General features: G+C 58.2%; 18 protein-coding genes. 10 read left to right on the top strand and 8 right to left on the bottom strand.

From position 1 onward, the window contains the following. Nucleotides 1-104: 104 nt before the first annotated feature. Nucleotides 105-1,295, bottom strand: coding sequence for an efflux RND transporter periplasmic adaptor subunit (locus tag RMR21_RS15010; protein ID WP_498670275.1), 1,191 nt, complete (start codon nucleotides 1,293-1,295; stop codon nucleotides 105-107). A 49-nt stretch (nucleotides 1,296-1,344) separates the two neighbouring features. Then, nucleotides 1,345-2,142 carry an alpha/beta hydrolase fold domain-containing protein gene (locus RMR21_RS15005; protein WP_498670274.1) on the bottom strand — a complete coding sequence of 266 codons (798 nt, stop codon included), beginning with the start codon at nucleotides 2,140-2,142 and terminating at the stop codon, nucleotides 1,345-1,347. A gap of 147 nt (nucleotides 2,143-2,289) precedes the next feature. Here RMR21_RS15005 and RMR21_RS15000 point away from each other — a divergent pair, with 147 nt between their 5' ends. Beyond that, nucleotides 2,290-3,201, top strand: a complete 912-nt coding sequence (locus RMR21_RS15000) for a LysR family transcriptional regulator (RefSeq protein ID WP_498670273.1) — start codon at nucleotides 2,290-2,292, stop codon at nucleotides 3,199-3,201. Nucleotides 3,202-3,219: 18 nt separating this feature from the next. Here the strand turns inward: RMR21_RS15000 and RMR21_RS14995 are convergent, their stop codons facing one another. Beyond that, complete coding sequence (locus RMR21_RS14995) at nucleotides 3,220-4,032, bottom strand: oxidoreductase (protein WP_498670272.1); 813 nt, start codon at nucleotides 4,030-4,032, stop codon at nucleotides 3,220-3,222. 86 nt (nucleotides 4,033-4,118) lie between these two features. On the opposite strand from RMR21_RS14995, the gene RMR21_RS14990 reads away from it, so the two are divergent. After that, nucleotides 4,119-4,589, top strand: coding sequence for a winged helix-turn-helix transcriptional regulator (locus RMR21_RS14990; RefSeq protein ID WP_498670271.1), 471 nt, complete (start codon nucleotides 4,119-4,121; stop codon nucleotides 4,587-4,589). A gap of 174 nt (nucleotides 4,590-4,763) precedes the next feature. Here RMR21_RS14990 and RMR21_RS14985 read toward each other — a convergent pair whose 3' ends face one another. Together RMR21_RS14985 and RMR21_RS14980 are read right to left on the bottom strand one after the other, a co-directional pair. After that, nucleotides 4,764-5,288, bottom strand: a complete 525-nt coding sequence (locus tag RMR21_RS14985; protein ID WP_498670270.1) for a 2'-5' RNA ligase family protein — start codon at nucleotides 5,286-5,288, stop codon at nucleotides 4,764-4,766. Nucleotides 5,289-5,304: 16 nt separating this feature from the next. Then, on the bottom strand, nucleotides 5,305-6,249 hold the full coding sequence (locus RMR21_RS14980) for a sugar-binding transcriptional regulator (protein ID WP_498670269.1): 945 nt from the start codon (nucleotides 6,247-6,249) through the stop codon (nucleotides 5,305-5,307). Between the two features lie 204 nt (nucleotides 6,250-6,453). Here RMR21_RS14980 and RMR21_RS14975 point away from each other — a divergent pair, with 204 nt between their 5' ends. The 7 genes from RMR21_RS14975 to RMR21_RS14945 all read left to right on the top strand — a co-directional run bounded on the left by RMR21_RS14975 (nucleotide 6,454) and on the right by RMR21_RS14945 (nucleotide 13,674). Beyond that, nucleotides 6,454-8,088: an ABC transporter substrate-binding protein gene (locus RMR21_RS14975; protein ID WP_498670268.1), complete on the top strand. Its 1,635-nt coding sequence runs from the start codon at nucleotides 6,454-6,456 to the stop codon at nucleotides 8,086-8,088. Between the two features lie 73 nt (nucleotides 8,089-8,161). After that, complete coding sequence (locus tag RMR21_RS14970; RefSeq protein ID WP_498670267.1) at nucleotides 8,162-9,157, top strand: ABC transporter ATP-binding protein; 996 nt, start codon at nucleotides 8,162-8,164, stop codon at nucleotides 9,155-9,157. A 56-nt stretch (nucleotides 9,158-9,213) separates the two neighbouring features. Then, on the top strand, nucleotides 9,214-10,140 hold the full coding sequence (locus RMR21_RS14965; protein WP_498671709.1) for an ABC transporter ATP-binding protein: 927 nt from the start codon (nucleotides 9,214-9,216) through the stop codon (nucleotides 10,138-10,140). A gap of 10 nt (nucleotides 10,141-10,150) precedes the next feature. Beyond that, nucleotides 10,151-11,077, top strand: coding sequence for an ABC transporter permease (locus tag RMR21_RS14960; protein WP_498670266.1), 927 nt, complete (start codon nucleotides 10,151-10,153; stop codon nucleotides 11,075-11,077). A gap of 11 nt (nucleotides 11,078-11,088) precedes the next feature. Then, entirely contained in the window at nucleotides 11,089-11,970 is an 882-nt protein-coding gene (locus RMR21_RS14955) for an ABC transporter permease (protein ID WP_498670265.1), read from the top strand. 16 nt (nucleotides 11,971-11,986) lie between these two features. Beyond that, entirely contained in the window at nucleotides 11,987-12,745 is a 759-nt protein-coding gene (locus RMR21_RS14950; protein ID WP_498670264.1) for a glycerophosphodiester phosphodiesterase family protein, read from the top strand. A gap of 14 nt (nucleotides 12,746-12,759) precedes the next feature. Then, the gene (locus RMR21_RS14945) at nucleotides 12,760-13,674 is read left to right on the top strand and encodes a TIM barrel protein (RefSeq protein ID WP_498670263.1); all 915 of its coding nucleotides are present in this window, start codon (nucleotides 12,760-12,762) and stop codon (nucleotides 13,672-13,674) included. A gap of 69 nt (nucleotides 13,675-13,743) precedes the next feature. On the opposite strand, the gene RMR21_RS14940 is transcribed toward RMR21_RS14945, so the two are convergent. Further along, nucleotides 13,744-14,565: a GGDEF domain-containing protein gene (locus RMR21_RS14940; protein ID WP_498670262.1), complete on the bottom strand. Its 822-nt coding sequence runs from the start codon at nucleotides 14,563-14,565 to the stop codon at nucleotides 13,744-13,746. Nucleotides 14,566-14,634: 69 nt separating this feature from the next. On the opposite strand from RMR21_RS14940, the gene RMR21_RS14935 reads away from it, so the two are divergent. Next, nucleotides 14,635-15,213 carry a ribonuclease H family protein gene (locus RMR21_RS14935; protein ID WP_498670261.1) on the top strand — a complete coding sequence of 193 codons (579 nt, stop codon included), beginning with the start codon at nucleotides 14,635-14,637 and terminating at the stop codon, nucleotides 15,211-15,213. Nucleotides 15,214-15,270: 57 nt separating this feature from the next. Here the strand turns inward: RMR21_RS14935 and RMR21_RS14930 are convergent, their stop codons facing one another. Both RMR21_RS14930 and RMR21_RS14925 read right to left on the bottom strand, forming a co-directional pair. Beyond that, nucleotides 15,271-16,299, bottom strand: coding sequence for a hydroxyacid dehydrogenase (locus RMR21_RS14930; protein ID WP_498670260.1), 1,029 nt, complete (start codon nucleotides 16,297-16,299; stop codon nucleotides 15,271-15,273). 35 nt (nucleotides 16,300-16,334) lie between these two features. Then, on the bottom strand, nucleotides 16,335-16,916 hold the full coding sequence (locus RMR21_RS14925) for a DedA family protein (protein ID WP_498670259.1): 582 nt from the start codon (nucleotides 16,914-16,916) through the stop codon (nucleotides 16,335-16,337). Between the last annotated feature and the right edge of the window lie 103 nt (nucleotides 16,917-17,019).

Genomic DNA, 17,019 nt, shown 5'->3' with positions numbered 1-17,019 from the left:
GGATACAGAAAACCACGCCAGTGGCAAATCGCCACCGGCAGGTCTTCTTTTTCTGTTCTGATCAATGGATCGGCGGGCCGTTGGGAGCTGGTCCGCCGGAATGTTTACTGCGATATCGCGACTTTTTCTTCCATCTGTGGGGCAACGATGGCGCCTGGGCGGATGCGCTGAAGACCGTTGACGACGATCTTGTCTCCAGCAGCTAGGCCGCTTTCAACCACGCGCAAACCATCCGCAGACGGGCCGGGCTTGATCTGCCGGTAGTTCACCTTGTTGTCACCATCCACCACGAACACGAATTTCTTGTCCTGATCGGTGCCGATGGCGCGATCGGTGATGACGATGCGGTTTTCCGACTTCGGCTCACCCATGCGGACCCGCACGAACTGGCCGGGGATCAGATGTCCATCCGTGTTGGCGAACACGGCGCGGACACCAATAGTGCCGCTTGCGCTATCGACCTGATTGTCGACGAGATGCAACGTGCCCTTGATCGGCGTTCCCTCGTCGGCCAGCGTGCCGACCTCGACGGGGATCTGCTCCAGAGCCTGAAGCGCGCCATCGGAAACCGGAAGCTGCGACAAAGCCTTCGCCACCATCTCTTCGCTGGCGTTGAAGCTCGCATAGATCGGGTCGACGGAAACGAGTGTCGTCAATGCCGGCGATGCCGAACCGGCAGCGACAAGGTTGCCGACGGTGATTTCAAGCTTGCCGACGCGGCCCGATACCGGCGCGCGAAGTTCGGTATAGCTCAGGTCGAGCTGGGCCGTCGTCAGCGCGGCCCGCGCTGCCCGCGCTTGCGCTTCGGCATCGGCAACATTGCTTTGGCGCTGGTCGAAGTCGCTTTGCGAGATCGTGCGATTGTCGGACATTCTGCGACCGCGCTCAAGCTCTGTTCTGGCCAGGCTCACCTTTGCTTCAGCAGAGGCGACCTGCGCTTCGGCACCGGCGACCGTGGCTTGATAGGGTGCAGGATCGATTGTGAAGAGGGCGTCGCCAGCCTTTACCAGCGCGCCTTCGCGGAAGTGAACGGCCTGGATCTGACCTGCAACGCGCGACCGGATCTGAACCCGCTCGACAGCTTCAAGACGACCGGAAAACTGTTCCCAGTGGGTAATGTCACGGCTTTCAACAACCGCGACGGTGACCGGAATAGCCGGTGCCTGCGCCTGCGCTGATGCCGCCACGGCACCGGTTGACATGGGAAGGTCGAATAAAAATGCCGCCGCTGCAACGGACACGGCAAGGCCTAAGCCAGCACCCGCAAGGGCACGGCGCTTGTTCTTGAGCGTCATGGGTGTCTCCTTGGCTCCACCGGGAGCCGGTCAGTTATGTCGAAAAATACTACTGCTTCAGGTCTTGAACGAAATCCGTAAACTCGGTGCAAACAGCCGAAAGCCACTTGCCACCTCCACCACGATAAAGCCCCGTCCAGCCGGAACCGGTCGGGAAAACATGTTGCCGAACCTGAACCCCCGCTTCGCTCAAACGACCGGCATAATCCACGGTCTCGTCGCGCAGAGGGTCGTCCTCGGCTGTAAATATCAATGCCGGTGCCACGTGGTTGAGCCGCGTACACTGGCACGGTGCTGCATAGGGGTGGGCAAACCCACAGGCCTTTGCCAGATAGTGGCTCCAGCCCTCGGCCCAGCGTTGCCGCATGCCAATCTTGTCGGCATCACGAAAAGACGTGGACGCCATCTGTGGGTCGATCATCGGCGATAGCAAAATCTGCCCCGCCAATTTTCCAGGCATTCGATCGCGCGCCTTCAGCGCCAAACCCGCCGCCACATTGCCGCCAGCCTCTTCACCCGCCACGAACAAGAGCGATTTCGCGCTGCCATAATCCTTGCGGTTGTTGCTCAGGCGATCCAGTGCTTCGAATGCACAATCGATCACAGCTGGAAACTCGTTGTCCGAAGAGGTGCTGTAATCCGCTTCGATCACCACGGCACCTCTGTCCGCCAGCGCTCTTGCCACCGGCAACTCCGCGCACTGACCGCCTTGCTCCAGAAACGAGCCGCCACGCAGGTACAAGACCAGCGGCGGGGCGCGGTTTTCGCCTTCGCCCTTGTAGACACGAACCGACAGAGGTGGCTGGCTGGTGCCGCTGCTCTCCATGGTGTGCCACTGCGTGTTCATTGCATTTCCTCAGCAGGTTTTAAAAAAGGACCTGCTCTTGCAGTCATTTCTGAATTAGGTATGATTGTTCGGAAGAGTTCGCGCAAGCGTGCAAAAATGAAAACACTATTCCAAAATTATGGATAATATGGATCGGAGACGGCGCGGATGGATCAGCTTTCGGCAATGCGCGTCTTTGCGCGGGTGGTGGAAACCGGTAATTTTACACGCGCCGCCAGTGCGTTGGATATGCCGAAAACCACTGTTACCAATATGATCCAGGCGCTCGAAGCGCATTTGCGCACGACGCTTATCAATCGTACCACGCGTAGGGTCATGGTGACGACCGACGGTGCGTTGTATTATGAACGTGCCATCCAGATCCTATCCGAAGTCGATGAACTGGATGCAAGCCTGTCCAATGCTAATGTCCAACCATCGGGCCGTCTTCGCGTCGAGATGGCGGGCGCGTTTGCCGATAACATCATCATACCCAACCTGTGCGATTTCCATGAACGCTTCCCGCTCATCCGGCTCGATATCGGTGTGGGCGACAGGCTGGTGGACTACATTGCGGAAAATGTGGACTGCGCCCTACGCGTAGGAACACCGCGCGACCAGTCGCTGATTGCTCGCAAGGTCTCCGAACTCGATCTCGTGACATGCGCCTCGCCGCTTTACATCGAACGATTCGGTATGCCGCTTGAACCTGAAGAGCTGGAGGGTGACCATTATAGTGTCGGCTATCTCAACGCCACCACCGGACACATCATGACCTTCGCCTTTGACAACGGCGCACGCTCCGTGGAGGTGAATCCGCGGTACATCGTGTCGGCCAATGACAGCCGTACTTATCAGAACGCAGTTCTGGCCGGAATGGGCATCGGCCAACTCGCCCCCTTTGCCATCCGGGACGAGTTGGCCAAAGGCAACCTCGTGCGTGTTCTGCCGGAATGGAAGCAGGAGCCGATGCCGATCTATATCGTTTACCCGCAAACGAAACACGTCACAAACAAGGTCCGTGTCTTCGTTGACTGGCTGGCAAAGCTTCTGCACAAAAGCTCTTTGGGAGCGATGTGAGGGCGAGGGCGGGGTAAATCAGGCGGTAAAACCGTTGACCTTCCGAAAGATCCTGTCGACCATTTTTTCCGGCATGAAGCGGCGCAGCGTCCGAACCTGGGCCGACTGCTTGCCTGCGGAATAGCGTAGCTTCGGAGTTTTGGCCAAGGCGGCCTTGACCACAGTATCTGCAACGACCTGTGGATCATCACCCTTTTCGACCCAGGTGCGCATCAGGTTTTCGCTCCGCAGCCGCTCTGCTTCGTAAACGGGCAGGGGTTGGTCCACGCGCGTCAGATTTTCTTCAAAAGCGGTGCGGGTCACGCCGGGCTCGACCAGCACGACGCGGACGCCGAACGCGCGCATCTCATGATCGATGGATTCCGAATAACCTTCGATGGCATGCTTGGTCGAGGCATAGTAGGCATTGTAGGGCGAGGGTATGAGGCCAAGGATTGAGCTCATGTTGATGATGCGGCCGCTCTTTTGCTTGCGCATGATCGGAACAACAGCGTTCACGACACGGGCAACACCAAAGACGTTGACGTCGAAAAGACGCTTGGCCTGCTCGATGGATGATTCCTCTGCGCCGCCCAGAAGGCCGATACCGGCATTGTTGACGACGAGGTCGATGCGACCGGTTTGAGCGATAATGGCGTCGACCGCGCTTTTCACCGACGCGTCGTCCGTCACATCACAAACCAGCATGGTGAAGCCTTGCCCTCCTGCCGCCGGTTTCCGGCTCGTGCCGAACACGTGGTATCCGGCCTTGACCAGCGCCAGTGCTGTGACAAGTCCGATGCCGGACGAGGCGCCGGTAACGAGCGCTGTGCCCTTATCTCTGTTGCTCATTTTGTTTGCTTTCATTGTGTGTGGATCATTCAGTAAAAGTGTGTTACTATCTTTTTGATACCTTGTCACTATCGAAAAGATATTAAATGGAAAAAAACGCCAATCCTCTTTGCCCGGTCGCACGCGCCCTTCAATCTGTCGGCGATTCATGGAGCATTCTCGTTTTGCGAGATGCTCATACGGGCCTCACCCGCTTTGACCAATTCAGGAAGAGCCTCGGTATTGCCCCGACTATGCTGACAAAGCGTTTAAAGGCTTTGACGGAGGACGGGCTTTTGGAAAAACGCCTCTATTCCGAACATCCACCTCGTGAAGAATACGTTTTGACCGAAGCAGGCCGTGATTTTCTGCCGGTGCTGATGATGATCGGCGGGTGGGCTCAACGCCACTGCGGCGGTGGCGTCGCGCGCTATGTCGATGAAGAGACAGGCGCCGATATTAGACCGCTCGCAATAGATGCCGTCACCGGCGTGGAACTCGGAAAGCGCAAGATGCGGACAAGTCAAGACGGTCGATGGCTGATCGGACCAAGGGTACGGGATGAGGTGCCTTCGTAAAAGAAGCCCGGCATACAGCCGGGCTGGTGTAACTGCGGGCGATTATTTCGCAGGGTATCGTGTTCCGGGTGTCGTCGTTGTCGCCGAACTCTGCGCAATCTGGGTGTTGGCAGCGCAATTCGCGTCGTTCGTATCGCCATCCGGCTGCGATCCGGTGGCGCCGGTGCCGGTTCTCTATGCCTCGGCAAGCGATAGGAAGTCTAGCGATGCTTCCAGCCGCCATGGGCCACCAAGATATGCCCACAGATCGAAGCCGACCACCCGCAGCCGGCTTGGTTCGAAATCTTGTTTCAGTTCGTGAAACAGCGTATCTGCCGCTGTTTTTGACACTTTGTTCTGAACGGTGATGTGCGGTCGCCATGGCTGTGTGTCCTGCGGGTTCAGCCAATGGGAAAAATTGCTTTTCAGTTGGCCTCTGGTGGCCTGAAGCTCCGCACTGTCAATGGTGAAGGCGACACCGAACCCCAGATGTCGAACGCCGTTGACGTTGGCCTCGATCTGTCTCGTAGACGCCGCAACCGTTCTCAGGACATCCGTAATGGCGTCTATATGTTCACCGGGCAGCCGGTGAAACATGGTGACATGCGCGTGGAGGAAATTTCTGTCCGGTGGAAAATGCTGCGCGCGAAGTGCCGCGAATGGCGCGAGATCGGCGTCAACGACATGTGCCGTGACGATCAGCGGATAATTGGTTTTCATGGGCGTCCGGCTTTGTTCACTCAGCGTCGCGTTCGAGGAGATGAAGCGCGTTGCCCGAGTCGGTAATCAGTGTCGTGGCAAGGCCTGCGATCATGCAGGCTTTCAAGATGGTCTTCTTGTGGTCGCCTCCCGATGCAATGATGCGTGTGGGAATTTTTCGATACTCGTCGATGGATGGCGAGATGACCTGTCGGTTGAGCGGATGATCGACTTCAACCCCGTTTTTGTCGAGATAACGACCCAAGAGATCGCCCACCGCGCCGGCGGATGTAATATCGCCAATGTCCGTACCTTCTGGCAGGCCGTAACGCACCTGAAGCGATTCCGATGACACATCTCCGACGCTGAGGATGGATATATCGACAGCTGTCGCCTCTTGTAGAAGACTGTCAAAAACGGGTTGAGAGACAATCGTGTCACGCGACCGGGGGCTATCGGCATAAATCGGTGCTGCCAGATAATGGCACTCGGCGCTCATCACCTTTGCAAAACGTTGCACGATTTCAAATGTGTTGATCTCGGAACCGCGTGTCAGTCCGCCCATCATCGAGCGCACCTTCACATCGGGTGCATTGGCGGGTGCCATGTGGTGCACGGTTTCCCGCAGCGTCGCGCCCCAACCCACACCCAGTGATGCCGGTTCACTCGCCTGAATCAATCGCTCGAGATACATCGCCGCTGCACGGCCGATGACGGTTGCGATCTGGCTCTTGTCCGTTGGTGTCGGAACGATGACGACATCCGTGAGGCCGAAGCGCTGTCTCAATTCAGCTTCCAGCTCAATATTTTCCGTCAAAGGAGAGTTGAAGCTGATCCTCACCACGCCCTGATCGAGTGCTGCGGCCAGAAGCTCGTTGACCCTGCGTCGGGTCAACAGCATGCGCTCTGCAATCTGGGCCTGCGTCAAGCCCTCGACGTGGTAGAGCCACGACGCGCGCACCATGCTTTGCTGATGAGGCATAGGATCCCCCTCTCAAATGTCACAACAGCGTAACATTTGTAACCTAGAGGTAATCGAAGTTGAGAAGCCGGTAAAGAGATTTGATCTCTGCGTTTCCCGACACGACATCGACAGTCCAATTGAACGGAACCTGACGTGGTGCCCTGCGGCGCTGCGCATGTGTCTGCGCGTCCGTATCGTCCTTTGCTTATACAGGAGTGATCCATGCTTTCCATCAACCGCCGCCACGCGCTGGGGCTCATGTCCGCTGCTGCTGGCAGCATCATGCTGCCGCGCATGTCATTCAGTCAGGGCGCTCGCCCATCCGTGACGATCGCCGTTCAGAAGATCACCAACAACAACACGCTGGATATCTGGAACGAACAGTCGAATGTCGGCGAACGTGTTTTCTTCCCCAATCTGTGGGAAGGCCTGATCAATCGCAACTGGATGGGCGATCAGGGGCCGGTCCCGGGTCTGGCGACCGAGTGGAAGCGTATCGACGACAAGACGTTGGAGCTTAAACTGCGTCAGGGCGTGAAGTTCCACAATGGCGATGAACTGACGGCAGAAGACGTTGCCTTCTCGTTTTCGAAAGAGCGTCTGTTCGGCAATACCGAGCCGAAGGGCGGCAAGACGGTTTTCGAAGATGACAACAAGCCTGTGACGGCCAAGGAATTGCCCGCCATCGTTCCCGGTGTCGGTCGTCGTCTTTGGCCTGCTTTGGCGGGTGTCGAAGTCATTGATAAATATACGGTTCGTTTCCACAATGCGACCCCTGACGTGACGCTCGAAGGTCGCCTGTACTCCTTCGGCAGCCAGATCACCAGCCGCCGCTCTTGGGACGAAGCCAAGACCTATATCGACTGGGCGCGCAAGCCTGTCACGACCGGTCCCTATATGGTTGCCGATTATCGGCCTGACGTTTCACTGACGCTCGCCGCCTTCGACGAATATTGGGGTGGCCGTCCACCACTTCAGCAGATCCGTTTCGTTGAAGTTCCCGAGGTTGCCTCCCGCGTCAACGGTTTGTTGTCGGGCGAATATGATTTTGCCTGCGACCTGCCACCTGACCAGATTTCCGCCATTCAAGGAGCGCCAGGCCTTGAGGTCCAGAATTCGACCATCTGGAACCACCGTATCTCCACCTTCAATACGCAGAACCCTGTTCTCAAGAGCCCTCTTGTTCGCCGCGCCATGACGCACTCCATCGATCGTCAGGCAATTGTCGATGCGCTCTGGGCTGGCCAGACCGTTGTCCCGGCAGGGCTGCAGTTCGAATCCTTCAAGGCCACGGATATGTTCGTGGACGGCTGGACGACACCGGAGTTCAATCCGGAACTCGCCCAGAAGCTTTTGAAGGAAGCCGGTTACAAGGGCGATCCCATCCCGTATCGCCTGCTCAACAACTACTACACCAACCAGACCGCGACTGCCCAGATCATGGTTGAGATGTGGAAGCAGGTTGGCCTCAACGTCGAGATCCAGATGAAGGAAAACTGGGCGCAAATCCATGATCCCGAAGGCGTCAAGGGCGTTCGCGATTGGTCGGCCGGTAACTCCATCAACGATCCTATTACGCCGCTGGTCGTGCAGTTCGGCCCCAACGGCGAGGCACAGCAGAAGAAGGACTGGGTCAACGAAGAGATGAACACGCTTTCCGTTGTCTTGGAAACCTCCACCGACCATGCGCTTCGCAAAAAGGCCATCACCCGCATGCTGGAAATCTGCGAGCGCGAAGACCCTGCCTATCAGGTCCTGCACCAGAATGCCGTCTTCACCGGCATGAAATCGTCGCTGAAATGGAAGGCTGCCCCTGCCTTCGCCATGGATTTCCGGACCGCCAACTGGAATTCCTGAACCTTCATACTCTTCTGCGCCGGTCGCTTTATGCGGCCGGCGTCTTTCATGTCTGAAATGGAGATGAGCTCCTATGGCCTCCAATCTCGTGGAACTGCGCGGCCTCAAAGTCGCTTTCGACGGCATTCAGGTGCTGCACGGTATCGACCTTGATGTCGCACGCGGCGAGGCAATCGGCCTTGTCGGTGAATCCGGTTGCGGCAAGTCGGTCACATGGCTGGCAGCGTTGGGACTCCTTCCCGGCAAAGCAACCGTCTCAGGCTCCGTCAAAATCGACGGCAAGGAAATTCTGGGCGCGCCACGTTCTGTATTGGAAGGTATTCGCGGCAAACGCATTGCCATGATCTTTCAGGACCCCTCAAGCTCTCTCAACCCGGTCCTAAGGATCGGCAGGCAGATTACCGAGACGCTTGCCATTCATCGCGGCTTGATGGGCGATGCTGCCAAAACCGAGGCGCTGCGTCTTCTCGATATGGTCGGCATTCCCGATGCCCGCAACAGGTTCGATCTCTTCCCGCATGAATTTTCCGGTGGCCAATGCCAGCGCCTGATGATTGCCATGGCCTTGGCGGGAGAGCCTGATCTTCTGGTGGCCGACGAGCCGACGACTGCGCTGGATGCCACGATACAGGCCCAGATCCTCGATCTTCTGATTGCTCTTCGCGCCGAAACCGGCATGGCGACCATCTTCATCAGCCATGATCTGGGTGCCGTCAGTCAGGTCTGTGAGCGCGCCTGTGTCATGTATGCCGGTCGCATCGTGGAGCAGGGACCCATTGCAACGCTGTTCGACAATCCCAGGCATCCCTACACGCGCGGCCTGTTCGATGCCATTCCGCGGCTGGATGGACCACGGTCGCGGCTGATCCCTATCCCCGGTACGGTGCCACATCCGCGCGATCTGCCACATGGCTGCGCGTTTTCACCCCGATGCGTGAATGTGGCGATGGACTGTCGCATACGCCAGCCGAACCTGATCGCCATGGAAGATCGTCGTCTGCTCTCGTGCCATCATCCTGTTGGCGTCAAGTCCGCGACTGAAACCCGTGTTCTGGAGTCCGTATCGTGACGGCGCCTCTTCTTGAGGCGAAAGACCTCGTCAGAACCTATGAGGTTCGCCAGGGCATGTTCGGCAAGACCGCAGCGGTACGCGCAGTCGATGGCATCGACCTTGATGTCATGCCGGGAGAGACGCTCGGTATCGTCGGGGAATCCGGCTCGGGCAAATCGACGCTCGGCCGCATGCTTCTTGGTATCGATCCGCCGCAATGGGGACATACGCGTTTCGAAGGCCAACCCATGCCGAAGCTCGGCACGCCTGAATGGCGGGCACTGCGGGCAAAGATGCAACTCGTCTATCAGGACCCGCTTGCGGCCCTCGACAGGCGTCTGACCATTGCCGAGCAGATCGGTGAACCGCTTGCCATCCATAATCTGGTTCCCAAAGAGCATCGGCAAACCCGTGTTGCCGAACTGATGTCTGCTGTCGGTCTGCGACCGGATCAGGCAGGATCGTATCCGCATGAGCTTTCCGGCGGCCAGCGTCAGCGTGTCGTCATTGCCCGTGCCTTGGCTTCACGTCCCAAGCTTCTGGTCTGCGACGAGCCGGTGTCGGCGCTCGACGTGTCGATCCAGGCGCAGGTGGTCAACATGCTGCGCGACCTGCAGGAGAAGAACCATATCGCCATGGTTTTCATCAGCCACGATCTCAAGGTCGTTCGCAACATCGCAGACCGCGTGGCCGTCATGTATCTGGGTCGCATCGTTGAGGAGGCATCGTCCGACGTCATCTTCGCCACGCCGTTGCATCCCTACACGAAGGCGCTCGTCTCCAGCGTGCCGGTGCCGGGCAAATTGCTTCAGGGCCGAACGATCCTGCAAGGGGAGCCGCCGAACCCGGCCAACCGCCCATCCGGTTGTGCGTTCCACCCACGCTGCCCCGTCGCCGTCGACCTCTGTCGCACGAGCGTTCCGTCCCTGAGACCGATCTCCGCTGGCCGCACTGCTGCCTGCCATCTGCTGGCCAGTGCAGATCAGCCGGTTGCGGCGTAAGGAATATCCCATGCTGCGTTACGTTTCTGTCCGCTTCCTCCGCGCCTTGGTGACCATCATCGCGGTGATGACATTCGCTTTCATTGTTCTGCGCATGTCGGGAGATCCCGCGCAGATCATGCTCGGCCCCGATGTGCCGCAAGAGGCCGTCGATGCCTTCCGCAAGGCCTGGGGTCTCGATCAACCACTGTGGATTCAATATTTCGCCTATATGAAGTCGATCCTGACAGGTGATTTCGGCGTCTCGATGCGTGACAAGGCGTCCGCCATGCAGCTTGTCATCGAGCGCATCCCCGCCACCCTGCAACTGACGATCCCCGCACTCTTCCTCAAGGTGTTGATCGGTATTCCCGCAGGGGTTTATGCGGCCCTTCATCGCCAGAGCGCGGTGGATCGCGGCGTCATTCTGGCCGCGATCTTCGGCTTTACCATTCCGTCCTTCGTCATGGGTCTGCTGCTGGTGTTGATCTTTTCGATCACGCTGGGACTTCTGCCATCCGGCGGCCACGACACCTGGCAGCACGGCATTCTTCCCACGCTGACCATGAGCATCGGCGGTATCGGCATTCTCGCCCGCTTTTCACGAAGCGCCATGATCGAGGTGATGGGACAACCCTATATCCGCGCCGCATCCGCCAAGGGCATGCGGTGGCAGGATGTCGTCTGGCGACATGCGCTGCCTAACGCCGCTGTGCCCATCGTCACCATCGTCGGCTTCATGGTCGGCACGCTGATCGCCGGCGCCGTGGTGGTGGAATCGATTTTCTCCTGGCCCGGCATAGGTCGTCTGCTGGTCGTCTCGGTCACCAACCGGGACCTCGCCGTCGTGCAGTGCATTCTGCTGCTCATCGCCGCCACCATGGTCGTCTCGAACCTGATCGTGGACCTGCTCTACGGCTGGCTCGACCCGCGCCTGCGCAGCCAGACAGCCCATTGAGGATAGACGTGATGACCCTTGCAGACACCACTCGTTCACCGGCACACGAGGTTTCCCTTTACACCCGCGTCATCCGGCAAGTGCGGAAAGTGCCTTTCTCCGTGGCCTTCGGCATAGCCTGGCTTGCGGCGATGGTCCTGATTGCCTTCTTCGCAGATACCATCCGTCCCTATGGCATCACCGCCATGGATTTGCGGGCGCGTCTGTCGTTACCGGGCAACCCGGCGCATTTTCTGGGGACGGACGAACTCGGACGCGACGTGCTGTCACGTCTTGTTCAGTCCATCCGCGTGTCCTTTACCATCGCTTTCGGCGCGACGATCATTTCAGCGGTTTTCGGCACGGCGCTCGGCTTTGCGGCCGCCAAATTCAGGGGTGTGGTCGAGCAGTTCGTTCTCATGCTGGCCGACTTTCAAGCGGCGCTACCGTTTCTCGTCATGTCTTTGGCGGTTCTTGCCTTTTTCGGATCGTCCATGCCGCTTCTGATTGGCCTGATGGGATTTTACGGGTGGGAACGCTACGCCCGCATCGCGCGTGGGCTTGCCATTTCCGCCAGCGCGCAAGGCTATGCTTCGGCTGTCGTGCAACTGGGTGCCACGCCTTGGCGCGTTTACATGCGCCACATTCTGCCCAATGTCGCCGCAACGCTCATCGTTTCCATGACGCTGACTTTCCCGGAAATCATCCTGATGGAAAGCGGACTGTCATTTCTGGGCCTCGGCGTCCAGCCGCCGGAAACCAGCCTCGGCAACATGGTGGGCTTCGGCCGCGAATATCTGACCCGTGCACCCTGGATCATGCTGGCCCCGGCCTTCGTCATCATGATGACGACACTCTCCATCTCGCTGGTCGGTGACTGGTTGCGCGACAAGCTCGATCCCACACTGCGATAAATCAAGGATATCACCCATGACAAAGATCGTCGGCCATCGTGGCGCCCGCAATATCTGGCCTGAAAACTCGCTGACCGGCTTCCGCAACGTGCTGGCACTGGATATCGACGCCATCGAGTTCGATGTGCACCTGACCGATGCGGGCGAACTGGTCGTCATCCACGATGCCACGCTCGACCGAACAACTGATAAAACCGGACCTGTGCGTGCGCTGACATCCGATGCCCGTGCGACAACGCATCTGGAGGGATCATCGGATACCGTGCCGACGCTTGCGGACGTGTTGGCGGTTTTGGCGCAGGCCGGTGGCAAGCAACTGCATGTCGAAATCAAATCCGACGAAGCAAACCGGCCTTATCCCGGCATCACCGAAAAAGTAGTCGCGGAGATCGAGCGCTTCGGCCTGTCCACGCGCTGCCACCTGACATCCTTCGACGTTTCCGTGCTGAAGGAGTGCCGCCGGGTTGCCCCACAGATTGCGCGGCTCGTTTCGGTGAATGCCGAATGGGCGCAAAAGCAGGGTGGGCTTGAGCGCTTTCTGCACTCGGTCGACGGGCTGGCCGATATCGTCGCCATTCATCATGAACTGATGTCCGCAGAATGGGCGCTCATCACCCGACATCTGCCGCTTGGTCGTCTCGGTGTCTGGACGCTCAACGACGAGGCGCTGATCCGCCCGTGGCTTGAGCGGGGAATAGGCCATCTGACATCAGACAGCCCCGACCTTGCCCTGCGGCTATGTCGCGAAATCCAATCCCAAACGCAACCTGCCTGAGAAGGAATACGAATATGGGTAACATCATCGGTACCGGTTTCAATGCTGGCTCCACAGACGGAGAGCTTGGAAGTCTGGAAGAAGATCTGCGCGCGCTCGCAGATATCGGCGTCGATACGGTCGAACTGGGCCTGACCAGTCTCGACCTCATCGCCGGTGGGCGCATCGTCGAGGAGCGGGCTGAGAGACTCGTTGCCCTCACCAAGCAGTTCGATTTCCGCTATACCGTCCACGGCCTCGTCTCATCGAACTTCATGGACCCGGCAACCTGCCGTTACCAGCTCGATGCCGCCAAGGCGCTTGCCGTCATCTGCGACCGGATCGGTGCGCGTATTCTGGTTCAGCACGGCGGATGCCTGCGCGCCGACCAACTGGCAGAACGCGCCGATGCCGAAAGTCGGGAGCGCGACGCTCTGCATGAACTTGCTGAATTCTGCAAACCCTATGGCGTGCGCATCGCATTCGAAAATATCTTCACGACGGAACTGGGTCAGTATCGCCAGACACCGACCGAGCTTACGCAGACCGTCAAAACCATCGGTCATCCCAATCTCGTTGCGCTGATCGATTTCAGCCACGCCTATATCGAATCCACCTATCGCGGTCTGAATTTCCGTGAAGAGGTGCGGGCCATGGCACCGGTAGCTGGGCACCTGCATGTGCATGACAGCTTCGGTCGTCCGCAAGCCTTTTATAAACCGCACCATATTCAGGAAAATACCGCGCTCGGTATCGGAGATCTCCATATGCCGCTCGGCTGGGGGGATATGGATTGGGAAGGGATTTTCTCCGAACTGACATTTCTTCCCGACACCGTGCTGATGATGGAAGTCGGTCGTCGCTACCGCGCCGAACAGCCGGAAAGCCTTGCACTTGCAAAAAGGTTGATGGCGCTGAATGCTGGGCAGGTCGCGATTGCCGCTGAATGACATGACAGATGACCTCCCTCCGGTCGGGGGAGGTCATCCATTTCCTGTGAGCCGGTTTGGCCTGCAAAGTTAAAGCGTGGCGCGTTTGCCGTCCTGGCGTTCGAGCGGTTTCGTCTCGCTGCTGTGGACGATACGATTGCGTCCGGATGCCTTGGCAAGATAAAGTGCCTTGTCGCATGCCTTGAACAGTGTTTCGAAGGTGGAATGATCTTCATGATCGGCAACGCCGCCGGAGATGGTAATGCGAAAGCCCTTGCCGCCTGCGGAGAATGGTTTGGCAGCAATCAGTTCCACGCAGCGTTGCGCCAGAGCCAGACGCTCCGTGCGGCTGAGCGCGGAGACCAGCACCGCAAATTCCTCTCCACCAATCCGGGCAACGGCCTGACTTTGAGCAAAGATGTCGGAAAGCTGGCTGGCCACCGCGACAATTGCCTGATCGCCGATATCGTGGCCATAGCGATCATTGATGGACTTGAATTTATCGATGTCGAACAGAATGAGCGAAGAGTTGGCTGGTGCGCGGACGGCCTCCTCCAGAAACGCCCGTCTGTTGAGCAGACCGGACAGCATGTCGGTGCGGCTCAATCTTTCGAAGGTTGCTCTTGAGATTGTCAGATGGTGGATGGCAATGCCGACGATATAGACGATGGAGAACGTCAGACTGGACGCAACGAGCGTGGAGATGATGACGCCGACGGTTGCTGCGGGAACAACGGCATATGGCAGCAGCCCAAGCGCATTCAACGTATAATGAGCCAGAATATTGAGAACATCGGCAGCTATCGTGACGTAGATCGTGATCGTCAGCGCAAAAAACAGGACATCGCGACGTGTTTCGAAACGGTTTGTGGAACACGCCTCTTTTACGTAACGATCGATAAATGCGAGCATAGCCCGTGGCTCCATAAGCACGTATGAAAACGTCAAAGAGTTACAAGACTACAAATGGATTGAGGAGTCATGAACGGGTTGCTGTCCCCCTGGCTCTCTTTCTCAACACTGCGAAATGGCGACCTCGATGTGACCAATAATGAGACGTCTCTGCTGCCGGATACCATCGGTCTCGTGCGTGCGCAGCCTATCGATATCTACGTGGATGGCTCCTATGATGTCGTGTCGAAAAAAGGTGGATGGGCATTCGTGGTGATAGAAGGCGAAGATATTGTCGTCACACAGTCTGGCAGTTTGGCCGCCGCAACCAACAATGCGGTGGAAGTCGTCGCAACGCTGCACGCCGCACGATGGGCAAGCGACAATATTCTCTCGGTTCCGGTCACGATCTGGTCGGATTCGATGCATGTTGTTGAAGGTTGCAATCGCTGGCGGCCGATCTGGCGCAACAATGGCTGGAAGCATTACAATCCCAATTCCCGCGCCCGAAACCGCCGCATCGCAGACTGGGAATTGTGGGCAGCGCTCGATCGGCATCTCCTGGAGCACCAACAGCTTGCCGTTGCCTGGTGCAAAGGCCACCGGGGGCACATCGGCAACGAGCTTGCGGACAGGCTCGCCCGCGCAGCAAGTTCCGCCAGATCCTGACCCATGAGGCGCGACCGCGCCGGATGGTCCAGGGTGTTTTCGGGTTCGATGGAAACGTCAGGAAACACTGACTGGTTTGGAGCGCAGCCTGCTTGCCGTCGCCGGGTCTGCGCGTCGGCAAAGCTGTGGTGGCAGGCCTTTCATGATGAGTTCTGCATCTGCGACCGCCATCGCCCCCAATTGGTAGAACGCATCGCGTGTGCCTCCGCTGCGATGGGCAGAAAGCAGCAAACCTGGGATGGAGCGGACCGGGTCGTCAGCCGCAACCGGCTCATCCGGAAACACATCCGTCGCGGCACGGATATGGCCGGATTTGACCGCCTCGAGCATGGCGGGGAAATCCACGACAGCGGCCCGGCTCATCAGCAGAAATGCGGAGCCCGGCTGCATCAGATCGAATTGGGGTTTGCCGATGAAACCCTCGTTTTCACTGGTTACACTTGCAAAGACGTAGACGACCCGGCACTTGGAAAAGACATCGTCCAGCGCACTTGGAATGCAGTCCAGACGTTCGATGATCTCCTTCGGCAGCCAGGGATCGTAAACATGAACCTCGTTCTTGAAGGGTCGCGTCAACTCGCGAAGTTCCTTGCCAAGGTCTCCAAATCCGATGATCCCGATGGGTGCACCAGCGTACCGGAACGTATCCGTGTTTCCGGCAAGACCGTATTCCTCCACACCATCGCGAAACTGCCTGTCGGCAATCGTAATGCCACGGGCCAGATCGAGCGCCATGCCAAGCGAGGCCTCTGCCACCGGCGACGAAAAGGCAGACGCTGGCGTGATCACCCAGATGCCACGCTCCACACACGCCTGATAGTCGATGTTCGGCATAAAATTGGATTCGACGTTGATGATGGCCTTGAGTTTCGGCGCCCGATCAAGGCGCGCTCTCGGCATATCGGTCTGGCCAAATATCAGCACCGTATCGGGCAATAGGGCATCCACCTGTCCATCCGGCATTTGCCGCTCTTCCGAGACGATCACCTCTCCCAGCCTGTCCAGACGCGCGCGTACATCCGGCTCCATGATGAGATCGAGCGTGCGTGGTAGTGGATCGACCAGCACGATATTGCGTTCAGGCATGATGCCTCCCTTTATATCTTCGGCGTGGGTCGCCGCTAGGCTTTGAATGTTGCAACCCGGTAAATATAGACGGCGATCATGACGACGAGAACGCCGGTTGCAACCGGGTTGATGTAATCTTTCACCATGCCATAGGCCTGCCCCAGGCCAAAGCCCGCAAAGGCGAGCGCTGCGGTCCAGATGACGCTGCCGATGGCGGAGTAGAGCAGAAATAAGGCGAATGGCATTCGAGCGATGCCAGCGGGCACCGAGATCAGGGTGCGCACCGTCGGCACCAGCCTGCCGAGAAGCACCGACGTCTTGCCGTGTTTGCGAAAGTGATCGCCAGCGTGTTCCACATTGGCAGGCGACATGGTGAGCCAGCGTCCATAACGGGCCGCGATCTTCATCAGTTTCCTCTCTCCCAGAAGCCGCCCCAGAAAATACCAGGGCACGACCCCTGCTACGGAACCGAGGGATCCGGCAACGATGACGGAGAGGATCGAGATATTGCCCTGGGTTGCTCGATACCCCGCCAACGGCATGATCAGCTCGGAGGGAATCGGCGGAAAGATGTTTTCGAGGAACATCAGCAGGGTGATGCCGAAGACACCCATCTGATCCATTGTTGCAGTCACAAAACTTTCCAAGAGGCCCCGACCATGATTTTCGGCCAAGCCCGGCGCTGGCATGCCTTCATATATTGAACATGCAAGTTAGACGAAGACAGGGGCGGACGAA

The sequence above is a fragment of the Agrobacterium sp. rho-8.1 genome (assembly GCF_033957725.1).
GTDB lineage: Bacteria > Pseudomonadota > Alphaproteobacteria > Rhizobiales > Rhizobiaceae > Agrobacterium.
Note: the sequence above shows the minus strand (reverse complement) of the source record. Positions and strands in the feature narration are given on the sequence as shown.

Coding starts and splice junctions, on each gene's coding strand:
- RMR21_RS15010 (WP_498670275.1), bottom strand. CDS start 1,295: ATGACGCTCAAGAACAAGCGCCGTGCCCTTGCGGGTGCTGGCTTAGGC.
- RMR21_RS15005 (WP_498670274.1), bottom strand. CDS start 2,142: ATGAACACGCAGTGGCACACCATGGAGAGCAGCGGCACCAGCCAGCCA.
- RMR21_RS15000 (WP_498670273.1), top strand. CDS start 2,290: ATGGATCAGCTTTCGGCAATGCGCGTCTTTGCGCGGGTGGTGGAAACC.
- RMR21_RS14995 (WP_498670272.1), bottom strand. CDS start 4,032: ATGAGCAACAGAGATAAGGGCACAGCGCTCGTTACCGGCGCCTCGTCC.
- RMR21_RS14990 (WP_498670271.1), top strand. CDS start 4,119: ATGGAAAAAAACGCCAATCCTCTTTGCCCGGTCGCACGCGCCCTTCAA.
- RMR21_RS14985 (WP_498670270.1), bottom strand. CDS start 5,288: ATGAAAACCAATTATCCGCTGATCGTCACGGCACATGTCGTTGACGCC.
- RMR21_RS14980 (WP_498670269.1), bottom strand. CDS start 6,249: ATGCCTCATCAGCAAAGCATGGTGCGCGCGTCGTGGCTCTACCACGTC.
- RMR21_RS14975 (WP_498670268.1), top strand. CDS start 6,454: ATGCTTTCCATCAACCGCCGCCACGCGCTGGGGCTCATGTCCGCTGCT.
- RMR21_RS14970 (WP_498670267.1), top strand. CDS start 8,162: ATGGCCTCCAATCTCGTGGAACTGCGCGGCCTCAAAGTCGCTTTCGAC.
- RMR21_RS14965 (WP_498671709.1), top strand. CDS start 9,214: ATGTTCGGCAAGACCGCAGCGGTACGCGCAGTCGATGGCATCGACCTT.
- RMR21_RS14960 (WP_498670266.1), top strand. CDS start 10,151: ATGCTGCGTTACGTTTCTGTCCGCTTCCTCCGCGCCTTGGTGACCATC.
- RMR21_RS14955 (WP_498670265.1), top strand. CDS start 11,089: ATGACCCTTGCAGACACCACTCGTTCACCGGCACACGAGGTTTCCCTT.
- RMR21_RS14950 (WP_498670264.1), top strand. CDS start 11,987: ATGACAAAGATCGTCGGCCATCGTGGCGCCCGCAATATCTGGCCTGAA.
- RMR21_RS14945 (WP_498670263.1), top strand. CDS start 12,760: ATGGGTAACATCATCGGTACCGGTTTCAATGCTGGCTCCACAGACGGA.
- RMR21_RS14940 (WP_498670262.1), bottom strand. CDS start 14,565: ATGCTCGCATTTATCGATCGTTACGTAAAAGAGGCGTGTTCCACAAAC.
- RMR21_RS14935 (WP_498670261.1), top strand. CDS start 14,635: ATGAACGGGTTGCTGTCCCCCTGGCTCTCTTTCTCAACACTGCGAAAT.
- RMR21_RS14930 (WP_498670260.1), bottom strand. CDS start 16,299: ATGCCTGAACGCAATATCGTGCTGGTCGATCCACTACCACGCACGCTC.